The sequence below is a fragment of the Pseudomonas sp. FP1740 genome (assembly GCF_030687165.1).
Taxonomy (GTDB): Bacteria; Pseudomonadota; Gammaproteobacteria; order Pseudomonadales; family Pseudomonadaceae; genus Aquipseudomonas.
Map to the genome: position 1 here is coordinate 5,671,697 of NZ_CP117461.1, position 24,289 is coordinate 5,695,985.

Below are 24,289 nucleotides of genomic sequence, written 5' to 3' on the forward strand. Positions count from 1 at the left end.
TTACGGTAACGAAGCCCCGGTTTTTTTTGGCCTCGAAAAACACCATTAGCCTGCCTAACCCCTTGTTTTACTGGGCCTCACAAAAGTTGGCACGCACCCTGCTATATGTTCAGTACAAGAACAATAACAAGTAATGCACAAGACAATAAAAATAAGACGAATCGACTCACGCACAATAAAAACAAGACGGCGAGAGGCGTAGCTAACTGATTCTTTTGGAGAGGCGTTGCATTTGGGGCTTGCCCCGCAACCAGGCCGAGAACAATAAAAAACTGTCCCGAGACAGTGCCTGAACTGGTTGGATCACACGATCATAGCAACACAGCGACCAAAGCAATCCGTTTGCTCTTGGCTCCCGATTGGGAGGGTCATGAAGGAAAACTTCATGGCGAGGGCGCTCAACAAAAACAAGAAGCCCGAAACCAATAATAAAAATAGAGCACGCAACTACTTCTGGGGGAGCTTCGGCTCCCCTTGTGGTTTCTGGCGTTTGGCATTCTCACTACTACAAAAACCGCCCCTCAAGACATCTCCCTTCAAGCGCTTGCGCAGCTTCCTACACCATCCCCCGACTAAATGCTAGAATCCCGGCCCATCATGCGGTCATTCTTCGTTATGGCCGAACATTCCTTCAAACAGTGCATCCCATGCTGAAGAAGCTGTTCCAGTCATTCCGTTCTCCCCTGCGTCGTACGCAACACATCCGCAGCACGCCTGAAGTGCTCAATAGCGGCCAACATTCGCTGCAAAAGGCGCAATTCAGCCGTTACGCGGTCAATATCGTCGAACGCCTGCAGAACGCCGGTTACCAGGCTTACCTGGTCGGCGGCTGTGTGCGTGACATGCTGCTCGGCATCACGCCGAAAGATTTCGACGTCGCCACCAGTGCCACCCCTGAACAGGTACGGGCCGAATTCCGCAACGCGCGGATCATCGGTCGTCGCTTCAAACTGGTGCATATCCACTTTGGCCGCGAAATCATCGAAGTCGCGACCTTCCGCGCCAATCACCCGCAAAACGACGAGGACGAAGACAGCAACCAGTCTTCCCGCAACGAAAGCGGGCGCATCCTGCGCGATAACGTCTACGGCACCCTGGAAGAAGACGCGCAACGCCGCGACTTCACCATCAACGCCTTGTATTACGATCCGGTCAGCGAGCGCATTCTCGACTACGCCAATGGCGTACACGACATCCGCAATCACCTGATCCGCCTGATCGGCGATCCGAAGCAGCGCTACCAGGAAGACCCGGTGCGGATGCTGCGGGCCGTGCGTTTCGCCGCCAAGCTGAATTTCGGTATCGAGAAGCACAGCGCCCTGCCGATCCGCGACCTGGCACCGATGCTGCGCGAGATCCCGTCAGCCCGCCTGTTCGAAGAAGTGCTCAAGCTGTTCCTCTCCGGCCACGCCGCGGACACCTTCGAGATGCTGGTCGACCTGCAGCTGTTCGATCCGCTGTTCCCGGCCAGTGCCGAGGCACTGGAATACAACCCGACGTACACCCACACGCTGATCAGTGAAGCACTGATCAACACGGACTTGCGGATCAAGCAGAACAAACCGGTCACCCCGGCGTTCCTGTTCGCCGCCCTGCTCTGGCCTGCCCTGCCGGCCCGCGTGTTGCGCCTGCAAGAACGTGGCATGCCGCCGATTCCGGCAATGCAGGAAGCAGCGCACGAGTTGATTGCAGAACAGTGCCAGCGTATTGCAATTCCGAAACGCTTCACCATGCCGATCCGCGAGATCTGGGATATGCAGGAGCGTCTGCCGCGCCGCAGCGGCAAGCGGGCCGACCTATTGCTGGATAACCCGCGGTTCCGTGCCGGCTACGACTTCCTGCTGCTGCGCGAAAGCGCTGGCGAACAGACCGACGGCCTGGGCGAATGGTGGACCGACTATCAGGACGCCAACGACAGCGAACGTCGGGACATGATCCGCGAACTCAGCGGCAAGGACGACGGCAGCGGTGCTCCGCGCAAACGTCGCCGCAGTGGCGGTGCCAAACGCAAACGCGCTGCCGGCGCTTCGAGCACGACAGGCGAATAGGCCATGGAACGCATCTACATCGGCATGGGCAGCAATCTGGCTGACCCTGCCGAACAGTTGCGCAGCGCTGTCGAGGCCTTGGCACGCTTGCCGCAGACCGAACTGGTCGGTGTTTCCGGGTTTTATCAAAGCGACTCGCTGCTGCCCGGCCAACCGCGTTATACCAACGCGGTCGCCGCTCTCGACAGCCGCCTCGCGCCGCTGGAACTGCTCGATGCCCTGCAAGCCATCGAGAACGGACAAGGCCGCCAGCGCCTTGAACGCTGGGGCCCGCGCACGCTGGATCTGGACATCGTGCTGTTCGGCGATCGACTGATCGACGAACCGCGCCTCAAAGTCCCTCACTATCACCTGCAGGAACGAGCCTTTGTGCTCTATCCGCTGGCCGAACTGGCACCGGCGGACTTGCGCTTGGCTGACGGCCGCACCCTCGCAAAATTACTCGCCGCCTGCCCGTTCGTCGGCCTGGAACGCCTCCCGGCAGCCTGAGTTGCCGCTTTTGACGATACAAGCCCATCGCAAATCTGCTGAATCGCATCAGTAACGTCGGTAACACCCCACACGTAACAATGCGGTAACACATGCAATTGACTTCCCGGGTTCTCCTCACGACTATAGGCGTCCCGCTGCCGCCAACGCGGCGCTAAAGGGCGCAGTCCAGGCCTTACAAGCACCACGAAAGAGGGTGCGCCTGTATAAATGACGAATCACGCGCGTTACTCGCAGTAGTTTTCATAGCGCCTGTAATGAGGATTTTTTTCATGCCAGCCATCACCCTGACCACGCTCCAGAGCCTCAAGCAGACAGGTGAAAAGATCACCATGCTGACCTGCTATGACGCGACCTTCGCCCACGCCTGCAATGAGGCCGGGGTTGAAGTGCTGCTGGTGGGCGACTCCCTCGGCATGGTCTTGCAAGGTCACGACAGCACCCTGCCGGTGACCACTGCAGAAATGGCCTACCACGTGGCAGCCGTCAAACGCGGCAACACCGATGCCCTGATCCTCGCCGACCTGCCCTTCATGGCCTACGCCACCCTCGATCAAACCATGACCAACAGCGCCATGTTGATGCAAGCCGGTGCGCACATGGTCAAGGTTGAAGGGGCATTGTGGCTCGCGGACTCGATCCGCCTGCTGGCCGAACGCGGCATCCCGGTGTGCGCGCACATGGGGCTGACACCGCAATCGGTCAACATCCTCGGCGGCTATAAAGTCCAGGGCCGCAACGAGAACCAGGCGCGGCAGATGCGTGCCGACGCGATTTCCCTGGAACAGGCCGGCGCGGCCATGCTGCTGCTCGAATGCGTGCCGAGCGAACTGGCCGAAGAAATCAGCCAGGCGGTGAAGATCCCGGTGATTGGCATCGGCGCCGGCAGTGGCACCGACGGTCAGGTCCTGGTTCTGCACGACATGCTGGGCTTGTCCATGACCGGCCGCGTGCCAAAGTTCGTGAAGAACTTCATGACCGACCAAACCAGCATTCAAGCCGCCTTGAGCGCTTACGTCACTGAAGTCAAAGCGGCGACTTTCCCTGGCATCGAACACGGATTCTCTGCATGAACACCGTAAAAACCGTACGCGAACTGCGGGCCGCGGTGGCCCGCGCCCGTAGCGAAGGCAAGCGCATCGGCTTTGTGCCGACCATGGGCAACCTGCACAGCGGGCATATCGCGCTGATTACCAAAGCCACCCAACGGGTGGATTTCGTAGTCGCGAGTATTTTCGTCAACCCGCTGCAATTCGGCGCCGGCGAAGACCTCGACAAATACCCGCGGACCTTGGCCGCCGATCAGGAGAAACTGCTCCAGGCCGGTTGCCATCTGCTGTTTGCCCCAACCGTCGAAGAAATGTACCCCGACGGCATGGCCGGCCAGACCCGCGTCAGCGTTCCGCAACTATCTGAAGGCCTGTGCGGCGCCAGCCGTCCGGGGCATTTCGAAGGGGTGGCGACGGTAGTCAGCAAGCTGTTCAACATGGTCCAGCCGGACCTGGCGATCTTCGGCCAGAAAGACTTCCAGCAACTGGCGGTGATTCGCGCCCTGGTGCACGACCTGAACATGCCGATCCAGATCATCGGCGAACCGACCGTACGCGCCGCTGACGGTCTGGCGCTGTCGTCACGCAATGGTTTCCTCAGCGAAGAACAGCGGGCCATTGCACCGGAGGTCTATCGCACCCTGACCCGGATCAGCGACGCGATCAAACAGGGCGAGCGCGATTACCCGACGCTGATCAACGAGCAGATCAAGCAACTGGAAGCCGCTGGCCTGCGTCCGGATTACCTGGAAATTCGCCATGCGCTGACCTTGCGTCCGGCGACGACCGAAGATCGGGATCTGGTGATTCTGGTGGCGGCGTTCCTCGGCACGACGCGGTTGATCGACAACCTGCATCTGAACCTCGACGCTACGTCTTAACGGCAAAATCAAAAGATCGCAGCCTGCGGCAGCTCCTACACGGTCTCGCGGACACCTGTAGGAGATGCCGCGGGCTCGGGCCGCGTTCGGACGATCTTTTACGTTGTATTGCCGCCCACAAAGCCTTCGGGCAAACTGCCCCCCGTTCGATTCCGACCCGGGGAAACACTCATGCACGCCATCATGCTCAAGGCCAAGCTGCATCGCGCCGAAGTCACCCATGCTGTACTCGATTACGAAGGCTCTTGCGCCATCGACGGTGAATGGCTGGACTTGTCCGGCATCCGTGAGTACGAACAGATCCAGATCTACAACATCGACAACGGCGAACGCTTCACCACCTACGCGATTCGTGGCGAAGAAGGTTCGCGCATGATCTCGGTCAACGGTGCCGCGGCCCACAAGGCCAAGGTCGGCGACCGCGTGATCATCTGCGCCTACGCCCACTTCAGCGAAGCCGAGCTGCTCAACTTCAAGCCGCGCATGCTCTACATGGCGCCGGGTAACGAACTGAGCCACACCAGCAATGCCATTCCAGTTCAGGTCGCCTGACCGAACCGCCCCCCTGTCAGCTTTCCGTTTGTCGGACCGCTCCTGGTTAAATGTTAAAAAAGTACCGGGAGCAGGTCAGACAAAGTCAAGACAGATTGCAGCGCGAGGTTTACTGTATTCGCCCTGCGCCAGAAATCGTGTCGACGCAGTTGACCGGACGCCCCCCTGGCGCTCCGGGATTTTTTAGTGTTCAAAAGGCCGTTCAAGTAAAAAGGAAAACCGCAGCGATGGCGTATTACCGCACTCCTCACGACGTTACCGCTCTGCCCGCTTGGCAAGCGCTGAATGACCACCGCCAAGCCATGCAGGATTTCAGCATGCGCGAAGCCTTTAATGCCGATCCGCAGCGTTTTAATCAATTCACCCTCAGCAGCTGCGGCCTGTTTCTCGACTACTCGAAGAACCTGATCAACGCCGAGACCCGCAATCTGCTGGTGGGCCTGGCCAACGAAGTCGACCTCAAGGGCGCGATCAAAGCGCTGTTCTCGGGCGAAATCGTCAACGCTTCCGAAGGACGCCCGGCCCTGCACACCGCACTGCGCCGTCCGGTGGGCGACAAGCTGTCGGTCAACGGCGTCAACGTGATGCCCGACGTGCACAAAGTGCTGAACCAGATCACCGATCTCGTGGGCCGTATCCACGACGGTCTGTGGCGCGGTTACACCGAGAAGCCGATCACCGACGTGGTGAACATTGGCATCGGTGGCTCGTTCCTCGGCCCCGAGCTGGTGTCCGAAGCACTGCTGTCCTACGCCCAGAAAGGCGTGCGTTGCCATTACCTGGCGAACATCGACGGCAGTGAATTCCACGAACTGACCATGAAGCTGCGCGCCGAGACCACGCTGTTCATCGTCTCGTCGAAATCCTTCAATACCCTCGAAACCCTGAAAAACGCCCAGGCCGCCCGCGCCTGGTACCTGGCTCAGGGTGGTTCGGAAGCCGAGCTGTACCGTCACTTCATCGCCGTCTCCAGCAACAACGCGGCGGCCGTGGCGTTCGGTATTCGTGAAGAGAACATCTTCCCGATGTGGGACTGGGTCGGCGGCCGTTACTCGCTGTGGTCGGCCATCGGTTTGCCGATTGCCCTGGCCATCGGCATGTCGAACTTCAAGGAACTGCTGTCCGGTGCCTACACCATGGACCAGCATTTCCAGAGCGCGCCATTCGAACAGAACATGCCGGTACTGCTGGCGTTGCTCGGCGTCTGGTACGGCAACTTCTGGGGCGCGCAGAGCCACGCGATCCTGCCGTACGACCACTACCTGCGCAACATCACCAAGCACTTGCAACAGCTGGACATGGAATCCAACGGCAAGAGCGTGCGCCAGGACGGCACGCCAGTGTCCACCGATACCGGCCCGGTAATCTGGGGCGGCGTTGGCTGCAACGGTCAGCATGCTTACCACCAGCTGCTGCACCAGGGCACCCAACTGATCCCGGCCGACTTCATAGTGCCGATCGTCAGTTTCAACCCGGTGTCCGACCACCACCAGTGGCTGTACGCCAACTGCCTGTCGCAAAGCCAGGCATTGATGCTCGGCAAGACCCGCACCGAGGCTGAAGCCGAGCTGCGTGACAAGGGTATGGCCGAGGATGAAGTGCAAAAACTGGCCGCGCACAAGGTGATCCCGGGCAACCGTCCGAGCAACACCCTGGTGCTCGAACGCATCAGCCCGCGGCGTCTTGGCGCACTGGTGGCGTTGTACGAACACAAAGTCTTCGTGCAAAGCGTGGTCTGGGGCATCAATGCCTTCGACCAGTGGGGCGTGGAGTTGGGTAAAGAGCTGGGCAAAGGCGTCTACAACCGCCTGGTCGGCAGCGAAGAAACCCCGGCCGACGATGCGTCCACCCAAGGCCTGATCAACTACTTCCGCGGTCGTCACCGCGGGTGATAGGCTGAAGGGGCGGTTTACCCGCCCCTTCAACTTGCAGCACCGACAGTTCCACGGCACCGGGTTTACTGCAAAATCGGTGGCGTGCGCTATCACTGTAGGAGCGGCCGAAGGCTGCGATCTTTTGATCCTGGTTGTAAAAAACAAGATCAAAAGATCGCAGCCTTCGGCAGCCCCTACGAGGGTCGCGCAGCTCCCCTCTTGTCGCAAAACAAGAATAAGGAACCGTCATGTTCGATATCAGCACGTTCCCCAAAGCCGATGCCGTCCGCCGGGCTGCACAGTTGAGTCAGGACGACTATAAGCGCCTGTACCGTGAATCCATTGAACACCCCAGCACCTTCTGGGCCGAACAGGCCACACGGTTCCTCGACTGGAGCACGCCGTGGCAGACCGTTCAGCGGTACGACCTGAAAACCGGTGACGCAAGCTGGTTTGCCGGCGGAAAGTTAAACGTCAGTTACAACTGCATCGATCGTCATCTGGAAAAGCGTGGCGATCAAACCGCGATCATCTGGGAAGGCGATGACCCCGCCGAATCCATCCAGATCACCTACAAAAAACTCCATCACAACGTCTGTCGACTGGCCAACGTGCTCAAAAGCCGTGGCGTGAAGAAAGGCGACCGCGTGTGCATCTACATGCCGATGATCCCCGAAGCCGCCTACGCCATGCTCGCCTGTGCGCGGATCGGCGCGATTCATTCAGTGGTGTTCGGCGGATTCTCCCCGGACTCACTGCGTGACCGGATCCTCGACGCCGACTGCCGCACCGTAATCACCGCCGATGAAGGCGTGCGCGGCGGTAAATTCGTACCGCTCAAACAAAACGTCGACAAGGCCCTGCAAAGTTGCCCGCACGTCAGCAGTGTGATCGTGGTCGAGCACACCCAAAACCAGGTGAATTGGGTTGAAGACCGCGACCTCTGGTATCACCAGGCCCTGCGCGATGTCGGTGACGATTGCCCGCCAGAGCCGATGGACGCCGAAGACCCGCTGTTTATCCTCTACACCTCCGGCAGCACCGGCAAACCCAAAGGCGTGCTGCACACCACCGGCGGCTACCTGCTGCAAGCGGCGATGACCTTCAAATACGTGCTCGACTATCGCGACGGTGAAGTCTTCTGGTGCACCGCCGATGTCGGCTGGGTCACCGGCCACAGCTACATTGTCTACGGGCCGCTGGCCAATGGCGCGACCACACTGATCTTCGAAGGCGTACCGAGCTACCCCAGCACCTCGCGCTTCTGGCAGGTGATCGACAAGCACCACGTCAACATCTTCTACACCGCCCCGACCGCCCTGCGCGCGTTGATGCGTGAAGGTTCCGGGCCGTTGAAGGAAACATCCCGCGAGAGCCTGCGCTTACTCGGTACTGTCGGTGAGCCGATTAACCCGGAAGCCTGGGAGTGGTATTTCAATACGGTCGGCGAGCAACGCTGCCCGATTGTCGATACCTGGTGGCAGACCGAAACCGGCGGCATCATGCTCAGCCCGCTGGTCAGCACTCAAAGGATCAAACCCGGTTGCGCCACCCAACCGATGTTCGGCGTACAACCGGTGTTACTCGATGAACAAGGCAAGGAAATCAAAGGCGCCGGCAGTGGCGTGCTGGCGATCAAGTCCAGCTGGCCGGGGCAGATCCGCAGCGTCTACGGCGATCCGAAACGGATGGTCGAAACCTACTTCAAACCCTACCCCGGCTACTACTTCACCGGCGATGGCGCGCGCCGCGACGAGGACGGCGATTACTGGATCACCGGGCGCATCGACGACGTGATCAACGTCTCCGGGCACCGCATCGGCACCGCCGAAGTGGAGAGCGCGCTGGTGCTGCACGACAGCATTGCCGAGGCCGCCGTGGTCGGTTACCCCCATGACATCAAAGGCCAGGGCATCTACGCCTTTGTTACACCCATGAACGGCGTCGACCCCAACGACGATCTGAAGAAAGAACTGCTGGCCCATGTCAGCCAGGAAATCGGCAGCTTCGCCAAACCGGACTTGATCCAGTGGGCCCCGGCCCTGCCGAAAACCCGTTCGGGCAAGATCATGCGACGGATCCTGCGCAAGATCGCCTGCAACGAACTGGACAGCCTGGGCGACACCTCGACCCTCGCCGACCCGAGCGTGGTGCAAGGCTTGATCGACAAACGCCTGAACTCATAAAGCGCTCGCGCACCCGCCGCTTGGTCGAGCCTTTCGGCGGGTTTGCGCAAGGACCACAGCCAGATCGTCGACACGATGATCAGCGACGGTTTGTGGAATACGTTCAACGATTACCACACGGGCATCACTGCCGAGAACCTGGTGGACAAGTACGGCATCAGCGGTGAAGCCCAGAACGCCTTCGCTGCCGCCTCACAGCCACCACATCCCTCACATTTGCCACCCAAACTCAAAGCCCATAGCTGTTAAACTCCCGCGCCCAATTCCCTCCAGCAAGGCGCCCAGCATGTCTTCCTTGAATCAGGCGCTGTGCGCCGCCCTCGATCGTCGCCAGGACCTGCTCGCCGAGCTGCATCAGCAAGGCACCGATTGCTATCGCCTGTTCCATGGCAGCCAGGAAGGTGCCGGCGGCTTGACCATCGACCGCTACGGCCCACAACTGTTGGTGCAAAGTTTTCATCAGGCGCTGGAGCGTGACGCCCTGCTGCAACTGCACGAGACCGTCAATCAACAGCTGGGGCTCGATACCTTGCTGGTGTACAACGACCGTTCTCGCGGCAATTCGCGCATCGACCGCGAAGACACCGTCTACCGCGCCGACGAGGCCGCCCTGCAAGACTTGATTGGCCACGAATGGGGGCTGAACTACCGGGTTCGCGGGCGCCATGCCGGCCAGGATCCGTTGCTGTTTCTCGACCTGCGCAACGCCCGCGGCTGGGTCAAGGCGCACAGCAAAAACAAAAGTGTGCTGAACCTGTTTGCCTACACCTGCGGCGTCGGTCTCTGCGCTGCGGCCGGTGGTGCCAGCGAGGTGTGCAACCTGGACTTTGCCGAAGGCAACCTGGCGGTCGGCCGCGAGAACGGTTTGCTTAACCCGCAATTGCCGACCATGGAGTTCATCCAGTCCGATTACTTCCCGGCGATTCGTCAATTGGCCGGCCTGCCGATCAGCCAGCGTCGTGGGCAGAAACTGCCGAGCTATCAGCGCCTGGAGCCGCGTCAATACGATCTGGTGCTGCTCGATCCACCGGCCTGGGCCAAGAGTGCTTTCGGCACGGTCGACCTGTTGCGCGACTACCAGAGCCTGCTCAAACCGGCGCTGCTGACCACCGCCGACAACGGCGTGCTGATCTGCTGCAACAACCTGGCGAAGGTCAGCATGGACGATTGGCGTGAACAGGTTTTGCGCTGCGCAGAGAAGGCTGGTCGTCCGGTTCGCGAATGGACAGTGATGAAACCGGGCGGCGATTTCCCGTCAATGGATCAACAGCCACCGCTGAAAACGCTGATCCTGCAGCTCTGACAATCCACACCCGTTATCAGACAAATCCTATAAGGCGTGATTGCTTCGGAACCGCAAACGCATGCCATACTCCAAGGCACTCCGATTCCGACAGATGAAGCCACACATGCCCAAAGGATTGATCCGCGCTATCGGCGCCTTGTTAACAGCCCTGGCCCTTTACAGCCTGCTGGGGTTTCTGATTTTGCCGGGCATCGCGTTGCGGGTTGCCAACCAGCAATTGGCCAACTACGCCACGACGCCCGCGACGATTTCGCGGATCGAACTCAACCCGTTCAGCCTTGAAGTAACCCTTTGGGGCCTGATCATCGGCGAGCCGGGCAAGGAACAAGTGGGCTTCGAACGCCTGTACGCCAACCTGCAGATCGACAGCCTGTGGACCAAGGCGCTGCATCTGTCGGATATCGAACTGGACAAACCCAAGACCGAAATACTCTTCGGCAAGGACGGCCAGCTCAATCTTCTCGGGCTGTTCAAAATCCCCGCCAGCGAACCGACCCCGGTCGACCCGAACGCCAAACCCTTTCCGCTGCGCGTGGAGCGGATCAAACTGGCCGGCGGCTACCTGCATTTCGTAGATGCCCGGCCCAGCGAGCCCATCGAGTTCCTCTACGACAAACTCGATTTCGAGCTGAAGAACCTCAGCACCCTGCCCGACGACAACGCCGACATGACCCTGGTCGCGGTCGGCCCGGCCGGCGGGCAGATCGACTGGACCGGCAATTTCAGCCTGAGCCCGATCGCCTCTGAAGGTAAGCTGAAAATCACCGATGGCAAGATGAAATCCTTCTGGCCCTATGTGCGCGATGCTGTGCCACTGGTCCTGGAAAACGGCGTCCTGAACCTGAGCACCGACTACAAACTCAATCTGAACAAAGGCACCGAACTGCTGCTGGACAACGTCGCCGTCAGCGTCGCACCTTTCGCCATCAAGGCGCCGGACGGCCGACCGCTGGCTAAGCTCGAACGGCTGGACATCAGCGACACCACCGTGGACCTGGCCAAGCAGCAAGTGGTGGTCGGCAAGATCCGCAGCCAGAAACTGGAAACCTGGGCAGCCCTCGAAGCCGATGGGCAACTCGATTGGCAAAAACTGTTCGCCAGCCAGCCGTCCAAACAGGCGGCCAAAGCCAACGCTGAACCCACCAGCACACCCGCGGCAGCCGATTCACCGAAGCCCGAACCGACAGCGCCGAGCAAGCCCTGGCAGGTGCTGCTCAAAGACGTGCAACTGCGTAATTATCAGGTGCACCTGGCCGACCGCAAGGCACAACCCGCCGTAGCGCTGGAGCTCGGTCCGCTGAACCTGGACCTGCAGAATTTCGACAGCCTCAATGGCTCCCCTTTCAACCTCAAGCTCGACACGGGCGTGGGCAAGCAAGGCAAGATCATGGCGGACGGCACGGTCAATCTGGCCCCGATCAGCGCCAAACTGAACGTGCAGACCAGGGATATCGACCTGCGCGTCGCCCAGTCCTACATCAATCCGTTCATTCGCCTCGAACTGCGTAGCGGCATGCTGGGCAGTGATCTGGCGGTCGACTTGAAAAGCACCGAGCCGCTGGCGTTCAGCGTCACAGGCAAAGCCCAGATCGACCAGTTGCATACCCTCGACACTCTGAAAACCCGTGACTTCCTCAAGTGGCAACAGTTGGCGCTCGAAGGCCTGAACTATCAGCACGGCGACAGCCTGTCGATCGACAAGGTCAATCTGTTCCAGCCCTATGCGCGCTTCATGATCAACGATGACCGCACCACCAACATCGATGACCTGCTGATCCCGCAACCGGCCGACTCCGGCGCCAAGACCGCCGCGGCCAAACCGGCAGCCGGAAAAGAAAAACCGCTGGGCATCCACATCGGCGGCATTGCCATCAATGACGGTTCGGCAAACTTCGCCGACTTCAGCCTGACGCCGAACTTCGCCACGGCCGTCCAACAACTGAACGGGAACATCGGCACCATCGACAGCCGCCATGTAAAACCGGCCAACGTCGACATCAAAGGCAAGGTCGACCGCTATGCGCCGGTGACCATCAAGGGCTCGGTCAACCCGTTCGACCCAATGGCCAGCCTGGACATCGCTACCAGTTTCAGACGGGTAGAACTGACGACCCTGACGCCCTATTCCGGCAAGTTCGCCGGTTACCGCATCCGCAAGGGCCGGCTCAATCTGGATCTGCATTACAAGATCACCAACGGTCAGCTCCTGGCCGAAAACAAAGTGGTGGTCGAGCAGCTGCAACTGGGTGAAAAAGTCGACAGTCCGGATGCAGTAAGCCTGCCGCTGAAACTGGCGATTGCCTTGCTCAAGGATGTCGACGGCAAGATTTCCATCGAACTGCCGGTGAGCGGCGACCTGAACAACCCGCAGTTCAGCATCATGCCGATCATCTGGCAGACCCTGCGCAATCTGATCGTGAAGGCGGCCGCGGCGCCGTTCAAAATGATTGGCGGGCTGGTCAGCGGCGGTGGTTCAGAGGACTTGGGCACCGTGGCGTTTGCACCAGGTTCAAGTGACTTGAGCAAGGAAGCCGAAGCGACACTGATCAAACTGTCCCAGGCGCTCAAGGAGCGTCCGGCCCTGCGCCTGGAAATCGAAGGCACTGCCGCCAAGAGCAGCGACGGCCCGCTGCTCGCCGAGCAACGCCTGGAACGGGAATACCAGTACAACTACTACAAAATGCTCCAGCGCCGCGGTGACAAGGTGCCGGCCCAGGCCTCCATGCTGGAAGTGCCGGACGGCGAGAAAGGCCCTCTGCTCGAAGGAATCTACCGCACACGTCTCAAGATCCAGCCGCCCGCGGAATGGAAGGATCTGGGTAAGGAAGAACGCAACAAAAAAATGCGTGAAAGCGTGATCGGTTTCTGGAGCTCCAGCGAGGTTCTGTTGCGTCAGCTGGGCCAGGAACGGGCCAGCAGCATCAAGGACTACCTGGTGGACAAAGGGCAGCTGGCCGATGACCGCGTGTACTTCATCGACGCCAACCTCGGTGAGGCCGAAAGCGACGGCCGCGTGGTGACGGCCTTGCATTTGGATGCCGAGTGATGGGCGCGCAATGGTTTATGAGCCTGGCCCTGGTATTGGCTGCCGGCCAAGCCGAGGCGGCCGATACCCTGCGCTGCGGCAGTCAATTGATCAGCGTCGGGGACAGGTCCAGCGAAGTGCTGCAAAAATGCGGAGAGCCCGTCGCCCGCGACCTGCTGGGCTACAAGCGCAGCGCCAATCGACGGGAAGAGTTTCAGGTTGAGGAATGGACCTACGGGCCCAACAGCGGGATGTACCAGTACCTGCGCTTTGAAGGAAACCGGTTGGTTCAAATCACCAGCAAACGCGGTAACTGAACTCGCTCCCACAGTTTTTTGCGTTGCTCACAATAGAACAGGCCCCGACACGAATGTCGGGGCCTGTAACGGCCACGTCCATATGGCCTTTCGCATGAACTCTCAAAAAGCGACAGACGTATGACCTGGCCCGCCTGCCGCATCTTCTCCCGGTCCAGGCGAGAAGCCTTGCCTTATTCGGCTTTCAGGCCGTCAGCGGACACCGCTTTGACGCCTTTGATTTTCTTGGCAATGGCCACGGCGGTGGCTTTCTGAGCTTCAGTCACCGCAACAGTGGACGACAGCGACACGACACCTTTGTTGGTTTCGACTTTGATGTCGGTGCCAGGGATGCCTTTTTCAGTCACCAGGTCTGCTTTGACTTTGGTCGTGATCCAGGTATCGGAAGTAGCTTCCTTGGCTTTGGTCACTTCACCGGCGGCCAGCGTCATGGGAGCCTGGGTGGTTTGGCTGGTCTGGGCGAATGCAGCGTTGGCCATCGTCAGGGTCAGCGCGGTAGCAGTAGCGGCAGCGATAGCGAACTTCTTCATACGAGTAACTCCTGTTCTTCTGGAAAGTCTGCTGCGTGTCGTCTTGTCAGCAGGGTTACCAGAGAGAGTGCGAACGCTGTGCCAACTGCTCGATAAAAAATAAATACATACAAATCAATAACTTAGTAGAAATGACAATTTTCGAAATCATGCAAAATGCATGAGTACAAAATTATCGACATGCAACTTGCGGGTTTTAGCGCAGGCCTAAAGCCATGAATTGTCGGAGTTTTCCTGATTATCCGACGCCCTCCAAAATGCCCCATAAAAATCTATGGTCACCCCGGCACAAGCTTCCATCACCACGGTACAGGCCGGCAGATTGCCGAAGAGCGTCATCATCTGTTGACGCGAGAGCTTCTTGCGAAACACCTCTCGGCCCAATTTGTCTTGGCCGTGCAGCTGGAAACTGTGTTTACCGAGATCGATCCCGATCAGCGCTGACTCGCTCATGATGATGACCTCCGAAAACAAAACACCCTGCGAAAGCGTAGCCCTCGCAGGGTGTGGGGGTGACCATCTCATTAATGCCCCGCTTCGTGAGAGGCGGGGCACTGGGGATGCCTGGCAAAGTGAATCAGGTGCCGCTGGCGGTGCAGCCTTTTGGACTGTACTCCGGCGCAACCGTGGTGGCGCAAGTCCAGCCACCGGCGAGGGTACGCGAAAGCGTAACGGTTTTTCCGAGCACCGGCCCCGGTGCGTTGAGAATCGTGCAACCAATACTGCCCGCACCGGTAGAGGCGGTACCCGTCGCTGTAATCGTGCAATTACCCGTGGGGGTCGTCGCGCCGATCCCGGCGGGGGCGGCAATATCGGTGCCTTGATTAATAACGTCTTCGAAAGGCACCTTCAGTGCCGAGATTTCTGCAACCGCAGCGGTGACCTTCGCCCGTGATTGGTACTTCGAATACTGCGGCAACGCAAACGTCGCCAGAATCCCGATGATCGCCACCACGATCAGCAGCTCGATCAGGGTAAAACCATTTTGATTTTTCATAGACAGGCTCCATGCATGAGTCGAAATCTCATGATCTGTACAGGGTACAGCACAGGTCATGCCAAGTCGTATGCCCCCCTGCAGACTAGGCTCAGGATCACGACAAAGACCTTTCCTACTCCCAGAATACGCAGTTTCTGACACTTTTTGTCACCTCACCTCGGCTGGTTTGGTTCCACTGCTTGACTAGGCTATAAGTCATTAACCGCCTGCGTCCGGAATCCCAATGAATGACATTGCCCTTAGCGGTCTGGCCAAGCAATTGGTGCTGGCCGAGCTGATCACTGATCAAAGTGCGCAAAAGGCTTATCAGCAAGCCCAACGCGATCGAGTCTCACTGGTCAGTTATCTGGTGCAAAACAAACTGCTGAAAAGCTGGCAGGTCGCCGAGGTGGCTTCGGAGCATTTCGGCATGGCCCTGCTGGACCTCGACTGCCTGGAAAAAGACACCCAACCCAAGGGGCTGGTCAGCGAAAAACTGATCCGCCAGCACCACGCCCTACCCCTCTGGCGACGCGGCAACAAACTGTTCGTGGGGGTTTCCGATCCGAGCAATCAACAGGTCATCAACGATATCCAGTTCAGTACCGGGCTGAACACCGAAGCCATCCTGGTCGAAGAAGACAAGCTCAGCGACGCCATTGAAAAATTCTTCGACAGCCACGCCACCGGCCTGGAAGAGATGGCCGATGTCGACCTCGACGGTCTGGACATCGAGTCGGTCGACGACCAGAAACAGGACGCCATCGCCGGGCAGGACACCGATGACGCGCCCGTGGTGCGCTTCGTCCACAAGATGTTGCTCGATGCGATCAAGAGCGGGTCTTCCGACCTGCATTTCGAACCCTACGAGAAATCCTACCGCGTGCGGATGCGCACCGATGGCATCCTGCATGAAGTCGCCAAGCCACCCACGCAACTGGCCAACCGCATTGCTTCGCGACTCAAAATCATGGCCAGTCTCGACATCTCCGAGCGGCGCAAACCCCAGGACGGGCGGATCAAGATGCGCCTGTCCAAGAGCAAGTCCATCGACTTCCGGGTCAACACCCTGCCGACCCTGTGGGGCGAAAAAGTGGTGATCCGGATCCTCGATCCGTCCAGCGCGCAAATGGGCATCGATGCCCTCGGCTATGAGCCGGAGCAGAAAGACCTGTACATGGCCGCCCTCAAGCAACCACAGGGGATGATCCTGGTGACCGGGCCCACCGGTTCAGGCAAGACCGTGTCGCTCTATACCGGGCTGAACATCCTCAACACCGTCGACATCAACATCTCCACTGCCGAAGACCCGGTGGAAATCAACATGGAGGGCGTCAACCAGGTCAACGTCAATCCCAGGCAGGGAATGGATTTCGCCCAGGCGTTGCGCTCGTTTCTGCGCCAAGACCCCGACGTGATCATGGTCGGCGAAATCCGCGACCTCGAAACTGCCGAAATTGCCATCAAGGCCGCCCAGACCGGGCACATGGTGCTTTCCACCCTGCACACCAACAGCGCCGCGCAAACCCTGACCCGCCTGCACAACATGGGGATTCAGGGCTTCAACATTGCGACCTCGGTCAGTCTGATCATTGCCCAGCGCCTGGCGCGCAAGTTGTGCAGCCATTGCAAGAAACCCATCGAGATTCCCCGCGAGACGCTGCTCAAGGAAGGCTTCCCCGAGGAACGCATCGGCTCGTTCACGATCTATGAACCGGTCGGCTGCAATCAATGCAACGCCGGCTACAAAGGGCGAGTGGGGATTTATGAAGTGGTAAAGAACACCCCTGACCTGCAACGGCTGATCATGGCCGAAGGCAATTCACTGGAGATCGACCTTCAGATGCGCAAGGACGGCTTCAACGACCTGCGCACGTCGGGCTTGCTCAAGGCCATGCAAGGCATCACCAGCCTTGAAGAAATCAATCGGGTCACGAAGGACTGAATATGGCGGTCAAAGCAGCGAAAATCAGCGTGTATGCCTGGGAAGGCACGGATCGCAAAGGTGCGAAAATGACCGGCGAGCTGACCGGACAAAATCCCGCGCTGATCAAGGCCCAGTTGCGCAAGCAGGGTATCAACCCGGGCAAGGTACGGAAAAAATCCGCGTCCATTTTCAGTGCCGGTAAGCGCATCAAACCCTTGGACATTGCCCTGTTTACCCGGCAGATGGCGACCATGATGAAAGCCGGCGTACCGCTCCTGCAATCGTTCGAGATCATCGGCGAAGGCTTCGATAACCCGAACATGCGCAAGCTGGTGGACGAGGTGAAACAGGAAGTCGCGGCCGGTAACAGCTTCGCTGCGGCCCTGCGCAAAAAGCCCCAGTATTTCGACGAGCTGTACTGCAACCTGGTGGACGCCGGCGAGCAGGCCGGCGCCCTGGATACCCTGCTGGAACGGGTGGCGACCTACAAGGAAAAGAGCGAAAGCCTCAAGGCCAAGATCAAGAAAGCCATGACCTACCCGCTGGCCGTGGTGTTTGTCGCAATCATTGTGACCGGCATTCTGCTGGTCAAGGTTGTGCCGCAGTTCCAGTCGGTATTCTCGGGGTTCGGCGCCGAACTGCCGGCGTTCACCGTGATGGTCATCGGCTTGTCGGAGTTCATGCAAGATTGGTGGTGGATGATGCTTGGCGTACTGGGAGCGCTGATCTTCGGCCTGCGCCACGCCTTCAAGAACTCTCCAGGTTTTCGCGACCGGACGGACGCCTGGTTGCTGAAACTGCCGCTGGTTGGCGCGCTCATGTACAAGTCCGCCGTGGCCCGATACGCCCGCACCCTGTCGACGACGTTTGCCGCCGGCGTGCCACTGGTCGAGGCTCTGGATTCAGTCGCAGGCGCGACTGGCAACATCGTGTTCAAGCGAGCGGTGCTACGCATCAAGCAGGACGTTTCCACCGGCATGCAGCTGAATTTTTCCATGCGTACCTCCGGCATCTTTCCGACCATGGCGATCCAGATGACGGCCATTGGCGAAGAGTCCGGCGCGCTGGACGACATGCTCGACAAGGTCGCGGGTTTCTACGAGGCCGAGGTGGACAACATGGTCGATAACCTGACCAGCCTGATGGAGCCATTCATCATGGTGGTGCTGGGTGTTATCGTCGGCGGGCTGGTGGTTGCAATGTACCTGCCCATCTTCCAACTCGGCTCAGCGGTCTGATATGTCCTTGAACGAATTTCTGAGCCTCAACCCGCTGGCCTTCGTGATTACCGCAGGGGTAATCGGCCTGTTGATCGGCAGTTTTCTCAACGTGGTGGTCTGGCGCCTGCCGAAAATGCTTGAGCGTGAATGGCGCCTGCAGGCCCATGACGTACTGGACTTGCCAGCCGAAGCCCCCGGCCCGACCTACAACCTGATACTGCCCCACTCCGAGTGTCCTCACTGCGGCCATCGGATTCGAGTGTGGGAGAACATTCCAATACTCAGTTATCTGTTTTTACGTGGGCGATGCTCGAGCTGCGCAGCGCCGATCAGTAAACGTTACCCGCTGACCGAATTGGCCTGCGGCCTGCTGTCGGCGTTCGTTGCCTGGCATTTCGGTTTCGGCTGGCAGGCCTGCATGGTGCTGGTCCTGAGTTGGGGCTTGCTGGCGATGAGCCTGATCGATGCCGAACATCAACTGTTGCCGGACGTACTGGTGATGCCGTTGATGTGGCTGGGACTGGTCCTCAACAGCTTCGGGCTCTTCGTATCACTGCATGACGCGTTCTGGGGCGCGGTGGCCGGCTACATGGCGCTGTGGACGGTGTTCTGGCTGTTCAAGCTGGTCACCGGCAAGGACGGCATCGGTTACGGCGATTTCAAGCTCCTGGCGATGCTCGGCGCCTGGGGCGGCTGGCAGATCCTGCCCATGACCATTCTGCTGTCATCGCTGGTAGGAGCCATTCTCGGGGTGATTTTGCTGCGCCTGCGGGATGCGAAAACCTCGACGCCGCTACCCTTTGGACCCTATCTGGCCATTGCCGGCTGGATTGCCTTGCTCTGGGGTGGTCAAATAACCGGCTTCTATTGGCAGTTTGTCGGTTTGAAATGAATACCCCTGTGGAAAAACCCTGGATTCTCGGCCTGACCGGCGGCATCGGCAGCGGCAAAAGCGCGGCCGCGCAGCACTTCATCGACCTCGGCGTGCACGTGGTGGACGCCGATCATGCGGCTCGCTGGGTGGTGGAACCCGGTCGCCCGGCACTGGCAAAAATCGCTGAGCACTTTGGCCCCGGCGTGTTGCAAGCCGATGGCCAGCTGGATCGTGCGGCCCTGCGCAAGCTGATCTTCGAGGTGCCGGAAGAACGCCGCTGGCTCGAAGCGCTGCTGCATCCGTTGATCGCCGAGGAAATCGCCCATCATCTGGCCAAGGCACAATCACCTTACGCGATTCTGGTTTCGCCGCTGCTGATCGAGTCCGGGCAGTACGCCATGACCCAACGGGTCCTGGTGATCGATGCCCCGGAACAGTTACAGATCGAACGCACCCTGCAGCGTGACCAGACCAGCGAGCAGCAAGTCCAGGCGATCCTCAAGGCTCAGTCCAGCCGACAGGACCGCTTGAGCCATGCCGACGATGTGGTGGTCAACGACCGCGACCTCGCCTGGCTGCACAGCGAGGTCGAACGCCTGCATCACTTTTACCTTACTTTGCGTGGAGGCCAGTCATGAGCCAAACCCCGACCGTCGATTGCCCAACCTGTGGCGCCCCTGTCGAATGGAGCCCCGAGAACACGTTCCGGCCGTTCTGTTCGGACCGTTGCAAACTGATCGACCTGGGCGCCTGGGCGTCGGAAGAGCACAAGATTCCGGTGGCCCCCGATGCCGAGGATGAGTTGTTCAGCGGCGACTTCGACCCGCGTCACTGATCCCGGCCATCAGGGCCGCATAAAGCCATAGTCCTGGCCCTCGTCGAGGTTCTCGGCGAGAAACCGCAACTCATCGGCCAGGTCTTCAATATTGCGCACTGCCTTGCTCTGCTGCACCACTGCACTGAGCAAGGCGCGCAAGCTCAATCCCGGATCGAAACCCACCTCTTGCGCCACATCCAGACTCTGACGCAACTCCTGCCTGGCCCACTCGTAGACACTCATTTCGATGCTCCTGAAAGTTTTCCGAAGCATGGATTCGTCAACGTTTTTTGGATTTGATGTGGATCAAGATTTGGGATCGTCATCTTTCCAGGGCGCCGATAGATAGCGCGTGCGATTGAACGTCTCCAGCCATTCGGGGCAGAACACCACCAACGCGCTGACCACCATGCCGTTGATGAATGCCTCCGGAAAAATCAGCAGCCACAGGTAACCGACAAAGTCTTCCAGCCAGTACGGCATGACGAATCTTTCGTCGTACCACAGCAGCGTGAGTGTCAGGATCAGGCACAACAAGGCCGACAGCGCAGCGGCAAAAAAACCGGAACAGAAGATATACACAAAGGGATTACGCGGCTGCGCGCGCTCCACCAGGATCGCGCAGCACTCGGTGACCAGCACCGGTAGCAGAATCAGCAGCGCTCCGTTTACGCCGACAGCGGCCAGGTCCTGACGCCCGAGCAACACCAAGCCCACCTGCGCGACCAACCCGCCGACAATCGCCAACGGCCAATCCAGCAATAACGTCACGGCCGTCATGCCGATGAAGTGATAGGACACGCCGGTATCGAAGTCCCGCCGCACCAGCCACAGCATGAACAGCGCGAACACCGTACCGAACAACAAATGCTGGCGGCGGCTGTCGCTGAACAACTCGACCCATGGCGCTCGCGTAACTGCCCAGATCAGCACCGGAACATAGATCAGCCACCCCACCGTCAGGGTTTCGGATGACAGTAACTCGGCACCGATCATGGCTGGGCACACTCCCTTGTCTTGCCAGAAGAGAACAGGTCATCAGTCTACACCGCCCTTTGACTTTGCTCCGGAGGGGCGTGGGGGGCATATCCGTTGCTGCGGTAATGGCGATGGCGGCCACCGCACCGGGCAAGGCAAACACCATGAAGTTCATTTGCAGCGGCAGGCTGATCCCCAGAGATCACTATCCGTTTTGTGCAATGCCCCGAACCGGGCGTTGGGCGGGGAAAGAGAGTCTTGAACCAGAGCAACCTGTGACGAGGAGCACGTCTATGCTGGACTTACCCAGCTCATGCCTTTGCTCCTACCTACAGGAGGAAAAACCAATGGTTCCCACGCCCATTTCCGAGAAGGCTTTCTCCCGAGGTCTGCTCGATGTACTGATTCGTGCCGGGTTGATTGCCGTTCTGGTGGTTTTCTGCTTCCAGATATTCAGTCCATTCCTCGATCTGATGCTGTGGTCGATAATCCTGGCAATCACCCTCTACCCATCGCACGTCAGGTTCAAAGGCCTGCTGGGAAACAAGGATGGGCTCAGCGCGACGCTGATCGTGCTGATCGCCATCAGTATCCTCATGGTGCCTGCCTATTTGTTGGGAACCTCGATTGCAGATTCCGTGGAGAGGGCGATGAGCATGGTCAAAAGTGACAGTTTCCATATCCCCCCGCCGTCCGATGCGGTAGCCGGCTGGCCACTCGTGGGCAAACCCCTTCATGGCTTATGGACACAAGCCGTCACCGACCTGCCCGACCTGTTACAGAAGTTCATACCGCAAATCAAAGGTGTCAGCCTCTCCCTGCTGAGCAAGCTGGCGGGGGCCGGCATGGGGCTCCTGTTATTCATCTTCGCCCTGATTATTGCCGGTATTTTTTTAGCCTATGGTGAAAGTGGCCACCGCAGCGCAGTGCAAATCGCTTCGCGCTTCTGCGGTCCGGTCAAGGGACCGAAAATCACCGAGCTGTGCACCGCGACCATCCGGGCAGTGGCGTTGGGCGTGGTCGGCATCGCCTTCATTCAAATGCTGTTGGTCGGCATCGGCTTTGTGTCCATGGGCATCCCCGGCGCAGGTCTTCTCGCCTTGGCGGTGTTGCTTATTGGCATCATGCAATTACCGGCCACCCTGATTACCCTTCCGGTCATCGTCTACGTCTTCGCGAACGAAGGTGCCAGTACGGCGACCATTGTGTTTGCCATCTATGTCTTCGTTGCGGGCCTGGTCGATAACGTCCTCAAACCATTGCTGCTAGGTCGAGGTGTCGATGTGCCAATGCCGGTGATTCTGATCGGTGCCTTGGGCGGCATGGTCACGAGCGGTATCCTCGGCCTGTTTATCGGCCCTGTGATATTGGCGGTCGGTTATCGGCTGTTCTGGCAATGGGTGGACGATCAAGCGCAAGAACCCGGGACAGACAACCAGGGACAGACCTGATACGGCGGCCGAGGATATTCCCATGCTGTTGAATTTATTGGCCGGCGTTCCCGTGATGTTGTTCTGCCTGCTGATGCAAGCCATTTTCGTGACGATATGCCTGCGTCAATACGTGCGTTTCAGGCATTCCAAACCGCCTGAAACGCAATGGCTGAATATCCTGTTGTTGTCGATGGTCATGCTGCTGATGCTGTTCAGTAATTTTGTGCAGATCGCCATCTGGGCCACGCTGTTCATGCTGCTCGACGAATTCGACGAGTTCACCACCGCGCTGTATCACTCGGCAGTCAATTTCGCCACGCTGGGCTACGGAGACATCATCATGTCCTCTCGCTGGCGTCTGCTTGGCCCATTGGAGGCAGCCAACGGTATTCTGATGTTTGGTGTCTCCACCTCGGTGATGACCGCTGCGGTGATGGATGTCATAAAGCACAACACGGACAGGCTACAGTAGCGTCAACGCCCATAGGCATGCGCCGATCATGGCCGGGCCTTCTCCAGCGCCTCGCGCAATTGTGCCGCCGTGGCGTATTCGTGCTCACCCACCAATTGACCGTCCTTGAGCTGCAGCCACAGCACTTTATCCGCGGCGCCGGGGTAACGCGGCGCCACGCGACCATCACGGTCAAGCATCACTCGATAGGCATAATCGCGCATGGCCGGTACTGCGAACATTTTCGCGATCAGTTGAGGCATGCGCTGGATATCCGCGACAAATACCGCGTGTCGAGCCTCCAGGTAGCCCTTGGGCTGGCCCTGCAAAGCGGCGTCGACCAGTTTGGCGGCGTCCATGCTACGCGCCACCAGTAGCGTCCGAGTCTGGTTATCGAGCGTGAAGGCCTGATCGAACTGATCAAGCAAGGTCCACGGCGCCAGGCGCTCGCCAACCTCCAGCGCCTGGGCCCAAAGAGGCAGGAGACTGAGCAATAACACCGGCCAATATTTCACGTTCTATCCTCGTTCGAGCGCATATGCGTAATGGCCATCAGTCTACACCGCCCGTTCCGGGTGCCCAGTGCCCCTGTTTACCATTTCACGCTTTCTGCTTGTCGCAAATGAACGCTAAGCTTGGGCCTATGGACGACTCAGATTATTTACGCCTGCTGACCATTGCGGCCGAGCAAGCCAACACGTTCCTTTCCAATGCCCGCAAATGGGAGCGTGAGCGTTGGGTTTGCCAGCGCCTGCTGCAAGGCCTGAACATTCCCTACCGCGCCGACGAGTTTGCCCCCGCCGGGGAGCCGCCGGACGTGCTGTTTCGCGACGCGAATTTCGAGGTGTTCTTCGTGCTCGACGAGGGCCGGCGCCTCAACGATGAATGGCGCGATGAACTGCAACGCCGGCGCAGCGCGTTTTCCCTGAGCCAGCTGGTGCGCCGCGAGGCCAAGCCCCGGCGCATCCCGGCCAATGAGTTCCTGCTGAGACTGGCGCCGACCTTGCGCAAAAAAGCCCACAACTACAAAGAACGCGGCATGGACCTGGGGGATCTGGACATCATCGCCTTCGCCAGCCTCAAGCGCGAAGTGCTAGACCTCAACAGCCACTTTCCACCACCCACCGAATACCTGCGCCAGGGCTGGCGTTCGTTGTCGCTGGTCGGCCCGACCTTCGCCCGCGTGCTCTTCGCCCACCCGGATGCCCCGGACTTCCTGCGCAGCAATCTGGGCCGCAGCATCGTCTTCGACGTGGGGATCAGCCTGTGAGCAGCGCCACAGTTACCGGCAACACTGCACGGGATGGCGCAATCACTGGCCGAATGTTACAAAGCGCAATCATTCACCCGAAC

General features: G+C 59.2%; 23 protein-coding genes and 2 pseudogenes. 19 read left to right on the forward strand and 6 right to left on the reverse strand.

Going from position 1 to position 24,289, the window contains the following annotated elements; all coding sequences use genetic code 11:
- Positions 1-647: 647 nt before the first annotated feature.
- The 11 genes and pseudogenes from PSH69_RS25435 (at position 648) to PSH69_RS25485 (ending at position 13,727) form a co-directional block, all read left to right on the forward strand.
- Positions 648-2,048, forward strand: a complete 1,401-nt coding sequence (locus tag PSH69_RS25435; protein ID WP_018930200.1) for a polynucleotide adenylyltransferase PcnB — start codon at positions 648-650, stop codon at positions 2,046-2,048.
- 3 nt (positions 2,049-2,051) lie between these two features.
- Positions 2,052-2,537, forward strand: coding sequence for a 2-amino-4-hydroxy-6-hydroxymethyldihydropteridine diphosphokinase (gene folK / locus PSH69_RS25440; protein ID WP_305410165.1), 486 nt, complete (start codon positions 2,052-2,054; stop codon positions 2,535-2,537).
- A gap of 272 nt (positions 2,538-2,809) precedes the next feature.
- Entirely contained in the window at positions 2,810-3,610 is an 801-nt protein-coding gene (gene panB, locus PSH69_RS25445; protein ID WP_305410166.1) for a 3-methyl-2-oxobutanoate hydroxymethyltransferase, read from the forward strand.
- Positions 3,607-4,467, forward strand: a complete 861-nt coding sequence (panC, locus tag PSH69_RS25450) for a pantoate--beta-alanine ligase (protein WP_305410167.1) — start codon at positions 3,607-3,609, stop codon at positions 4,465-4,467. The genes panB and panC overlap by 4 nt, the downstream gene beginning before the upstream one ends.
- 171 nt (positions 4,468-4,638) lie before the next feature.
- Positions 4,639-5,019, forward strand: coding sequence for an aspartate 1-decarboxylase (gene panD / locus PSH69_RS25455; RefSeq protein ID WP_305410168.1), 381 nt, complete (start codon positions 4,639-4,641; stop codon positions 5,017-5,019).
- Positions 5,020-5,246: 227 nt separating this feature from the next.
- The gene (gene pgi / locus PSH69_RS25460) at positions 5,247-6,911 is read left to right on the forward strand and encodes a glucose-6-phosphate isomerase (protein WP_018930196.1); all 1,665 of its coding nucleotides are present in this window, start codon (positions 5,247-5,249) and stop codon (positions 6,909-6,911) included.
- Positions 6,912-7,141: 230 nt separating this feature from the next.
- Positions 7,142-9,079, forward strand: coding sequence for an acetate--CoA ligase (gene acs / locus PSH69_RS25465; RefSeq protein ID WP_305410169.1), 1,938 nt, complete (start codon positions 7,142-7,144; stop codon positions 9,077-9,079).
- A 39-nt stretch (positions 9,080-9,118) separates the two neighbouring features.
- Positions 9,119-9,277: pseudogene (locus PSH69_RS25470) on the forward strand (acetyl-CoA C-acetyltransferase); the annotation flags it as partial.
- 88 nt (positions 9,278-9,365) lie between these two features.
- A complete protein-coding gene (locus PSH69_RS25475; RefSeq protein WP_305410170.1) occupies positions 9,366-10,382 on the forward strand; it encodes a class I SAM-dependent rRNA methyltransferase in 1,017 nt (338 codons plus the stop codon).
- 61 nt (positions 10,383-10,443) lie between these two features.
- Positions 10,444-13,431, forward strand: coding sequence for a DUF748 domain-containing protein (locus PSH69_RS25480; RefSeq protein WP_305410171.1), 2,988 nt, complete (start codon positions 10,444-10,446; stop codon positions 13,429-13,431).
- Positions 13,431-13,727, forward strand: a complete 297-nt coding sequence (locus PSH69_RS25485; RefSeq protein ID WP_305410172.1) for a DUF2845 domain-containing protein — start codon at positions 13,431-13,433, stop codon at positions 13,725-13,727. Before PSH69_RS25480 ends, PSH69_RS25485 begins: the two co-directional genes overlap by 1 nt.
- A 173-nt stretch (positions 13,728-13,900) precedes the next feature.
- Here PSH69_RS25485 and PSH69_RS25490 read toward each other — a convergent pair whose 3' ends face one another.
- The 3 genes and pseudogenes from PSH69_RS25490 to PSH69_RS25500 form a co-directional block, all read right to left on the reverse strand.
- Positions 13,901-14,257 (reverse strand): BON domain-containing protein, encoded by a 357-nt coding sequence (locus PSH69_RS25490; RefSeq protein WP_305410173.1) that lies wholly within the window; start codon positions 14,255-14,257, stop codon positions 13,901-13,903.
- A 282-nt stretch (positions 14,258-14,539) separates the two neighbouring features.
- Positions 14,540-14,710, reverse strand: a pseudogene (locus PSH69_RS25495) (IS110 family transposase); the annotation flags it as partial.
- A gap of 124 nt (positions 14,711-14,834) precedes the next feature.
- A complete protein-coding gene (locus PSH69_RS25500) occupies positions 14,835-15,254 on the reverse strand; it encodes a pilin (protein ID WP_305410174.1) in 420 nt (139 codons plus the stop codon).
- A gap of 226 nt (positions 15,255-15,480) precedes the next feature.
- Here PSH69_RS25500 and pilB point away from each other — a divergent pair, with 226 nt between their 5' ends.
- The 5 genes from pilB to yacG are packed head-to-tail and all read left to right on the forward strand — an operon-like array spanning position 15,481 to position 20,092.
- A complete protein-coding gene (pilB, locus tag PSH69_RS25505) occupies positions 15,481-17,181 on the forward strand; it encodes a type IV-A pilus assembly ATPase PilB (protein WP_305410175.1) in 1,701 nt (566 codons plus the stop codon).
- Positions 17,182-17,183: 2 nt separating this feature from the next.
- Positions 17,184-18,401 carry a type II secretion system F family protein gene (locus PSH69_RS25510; RefSeq protein WP_305410176.1) on the forward strand — a complete coding sequence of 406 codons (1,218 nt, stop codon included), beginning with the start codon at positions 17,184-17,186 and terminating at the stop codon, positions 18,399-18,401.
- 1 nt (position 18,402) lies between these two features.
- Positions 18,403-19,275 (forward strand): A24 family peptidase, encoded by an 873-nt coding sequence (locus PSH69_RS25515; protein ID WP_096479536.1) that lies wholly within the window; start codon positions 18,403-18,405, stop codon positions 19,273-19,275.
- Complete coding sequence (gene coaE / locus PSH69_RS25520) at positions 19,272-19,895, forward strand: dephospho-CoA kinase (RefSeq protein WP_026286732.1); 624 nt, start codon at positions 19,272-19,274, stop codon at positions 19,893-19,895. The genes PSH69_RS25515 and coaE overlap by 4 nt, the downstream gene beginning before the upstream one ends.
- Positions 19,892-20,092 (forward strand): DNA gyrase inhibitor YacG, encoded by a 201-nt coding sequence (yacG, locus tag PSH69_RS25525; protein WP_305410177.1) that lies wholly within the window; start codon positions 19,892-19,894, stop codon positions 20,090-20,092. The genes coaE and yacG overlap by 4 nt, the downstream gene beginning before the upstream one ends.
- Before the next feature lie 9 nt (positions 20,093-20,101).
- Here yacG and PSH69_RS25530 read toward each other — a convergent pair whose 3' ends face one another.
- Complete coding sequence (locus PSH69_RS25530) at positions 20,102-20,317, reverse strand: hypothetical protein (protein ID WP_007938959.1); 216 nt, start codon at positions 20,315-20,317, stop codon at positions 20,102-20,104.
- 63 nt (positions 20,318-20,380) lie between these two features.
- The gene (locus PSH69_RS25535) at positions 20,381-21,070 is read right to left on the reverse strand and encodes an energy-coupling factor ABC transporter permease (protein WP_305410178.1); all 690 of its coding nucleotides are present in this window, start codon (positions 21,068-21,070) and stop codon (positions 20,381-20,383) included.
- Between the two features lie 329 nt (positions 21,071-21,399).
- Here PSH69_RS25535 and PSH69_RS25540 point away from each other — a divergent pair, with 329 nt between their 5' ends.
- Entirely contained in the window at positions 21,400-22,503 is a 1,104-nt protein-coding gene (locus PSH69_RS25540) for an AI-2E family transporter (RefSeq protein ID WP_305412872.1), read from the forward strand.
- A 22-nt stretch (positions 22,504-22,525) separates the two neighbouring features.
- Complete coding sequence (locus tag PSH69_RS25545; RefSeq protein ID WP_305410179.1) at positions 22,526-22,957, forward strand: potassium channel family protein; 432 nt, start codon at positions 22,526-22,528, stop codon at positions 22,955-22,957.
- 26 nt (positions 22,958-22,983) lie between these two features.
- Here PSH69_RS25545 and PSH69_RS25550 read toward each other — a convergent pair whose 3' ends face one another.
- Complete coding sequence (locus PSH69_RS25550) at positions 22,984-23,451, reverse strand: FAD/FMN-containing dehydrogenase (RefSeq protein WP_305410180.1); 468 nt, start codon at positions 23,449-23,451, stop codon at positions 22,984-22,986.
- Positions 23,452-23,579: 128 nt separating this feature from the next.
- Between PSH69_RS25550 and PSH69_RS25555 the strand changes: the two genes are divergently transcribed.
- Entirely contained in the window at positions 23,580-24,206 is a 627-nt protein-coding gene (locus PSH69_RS25555; protein ID WP_007938395.1) for a DUF1780 domain-containing protein, read from the forward strand.
- Positions 24,207-24,289 lie beyond the last annotated feature (83 nt).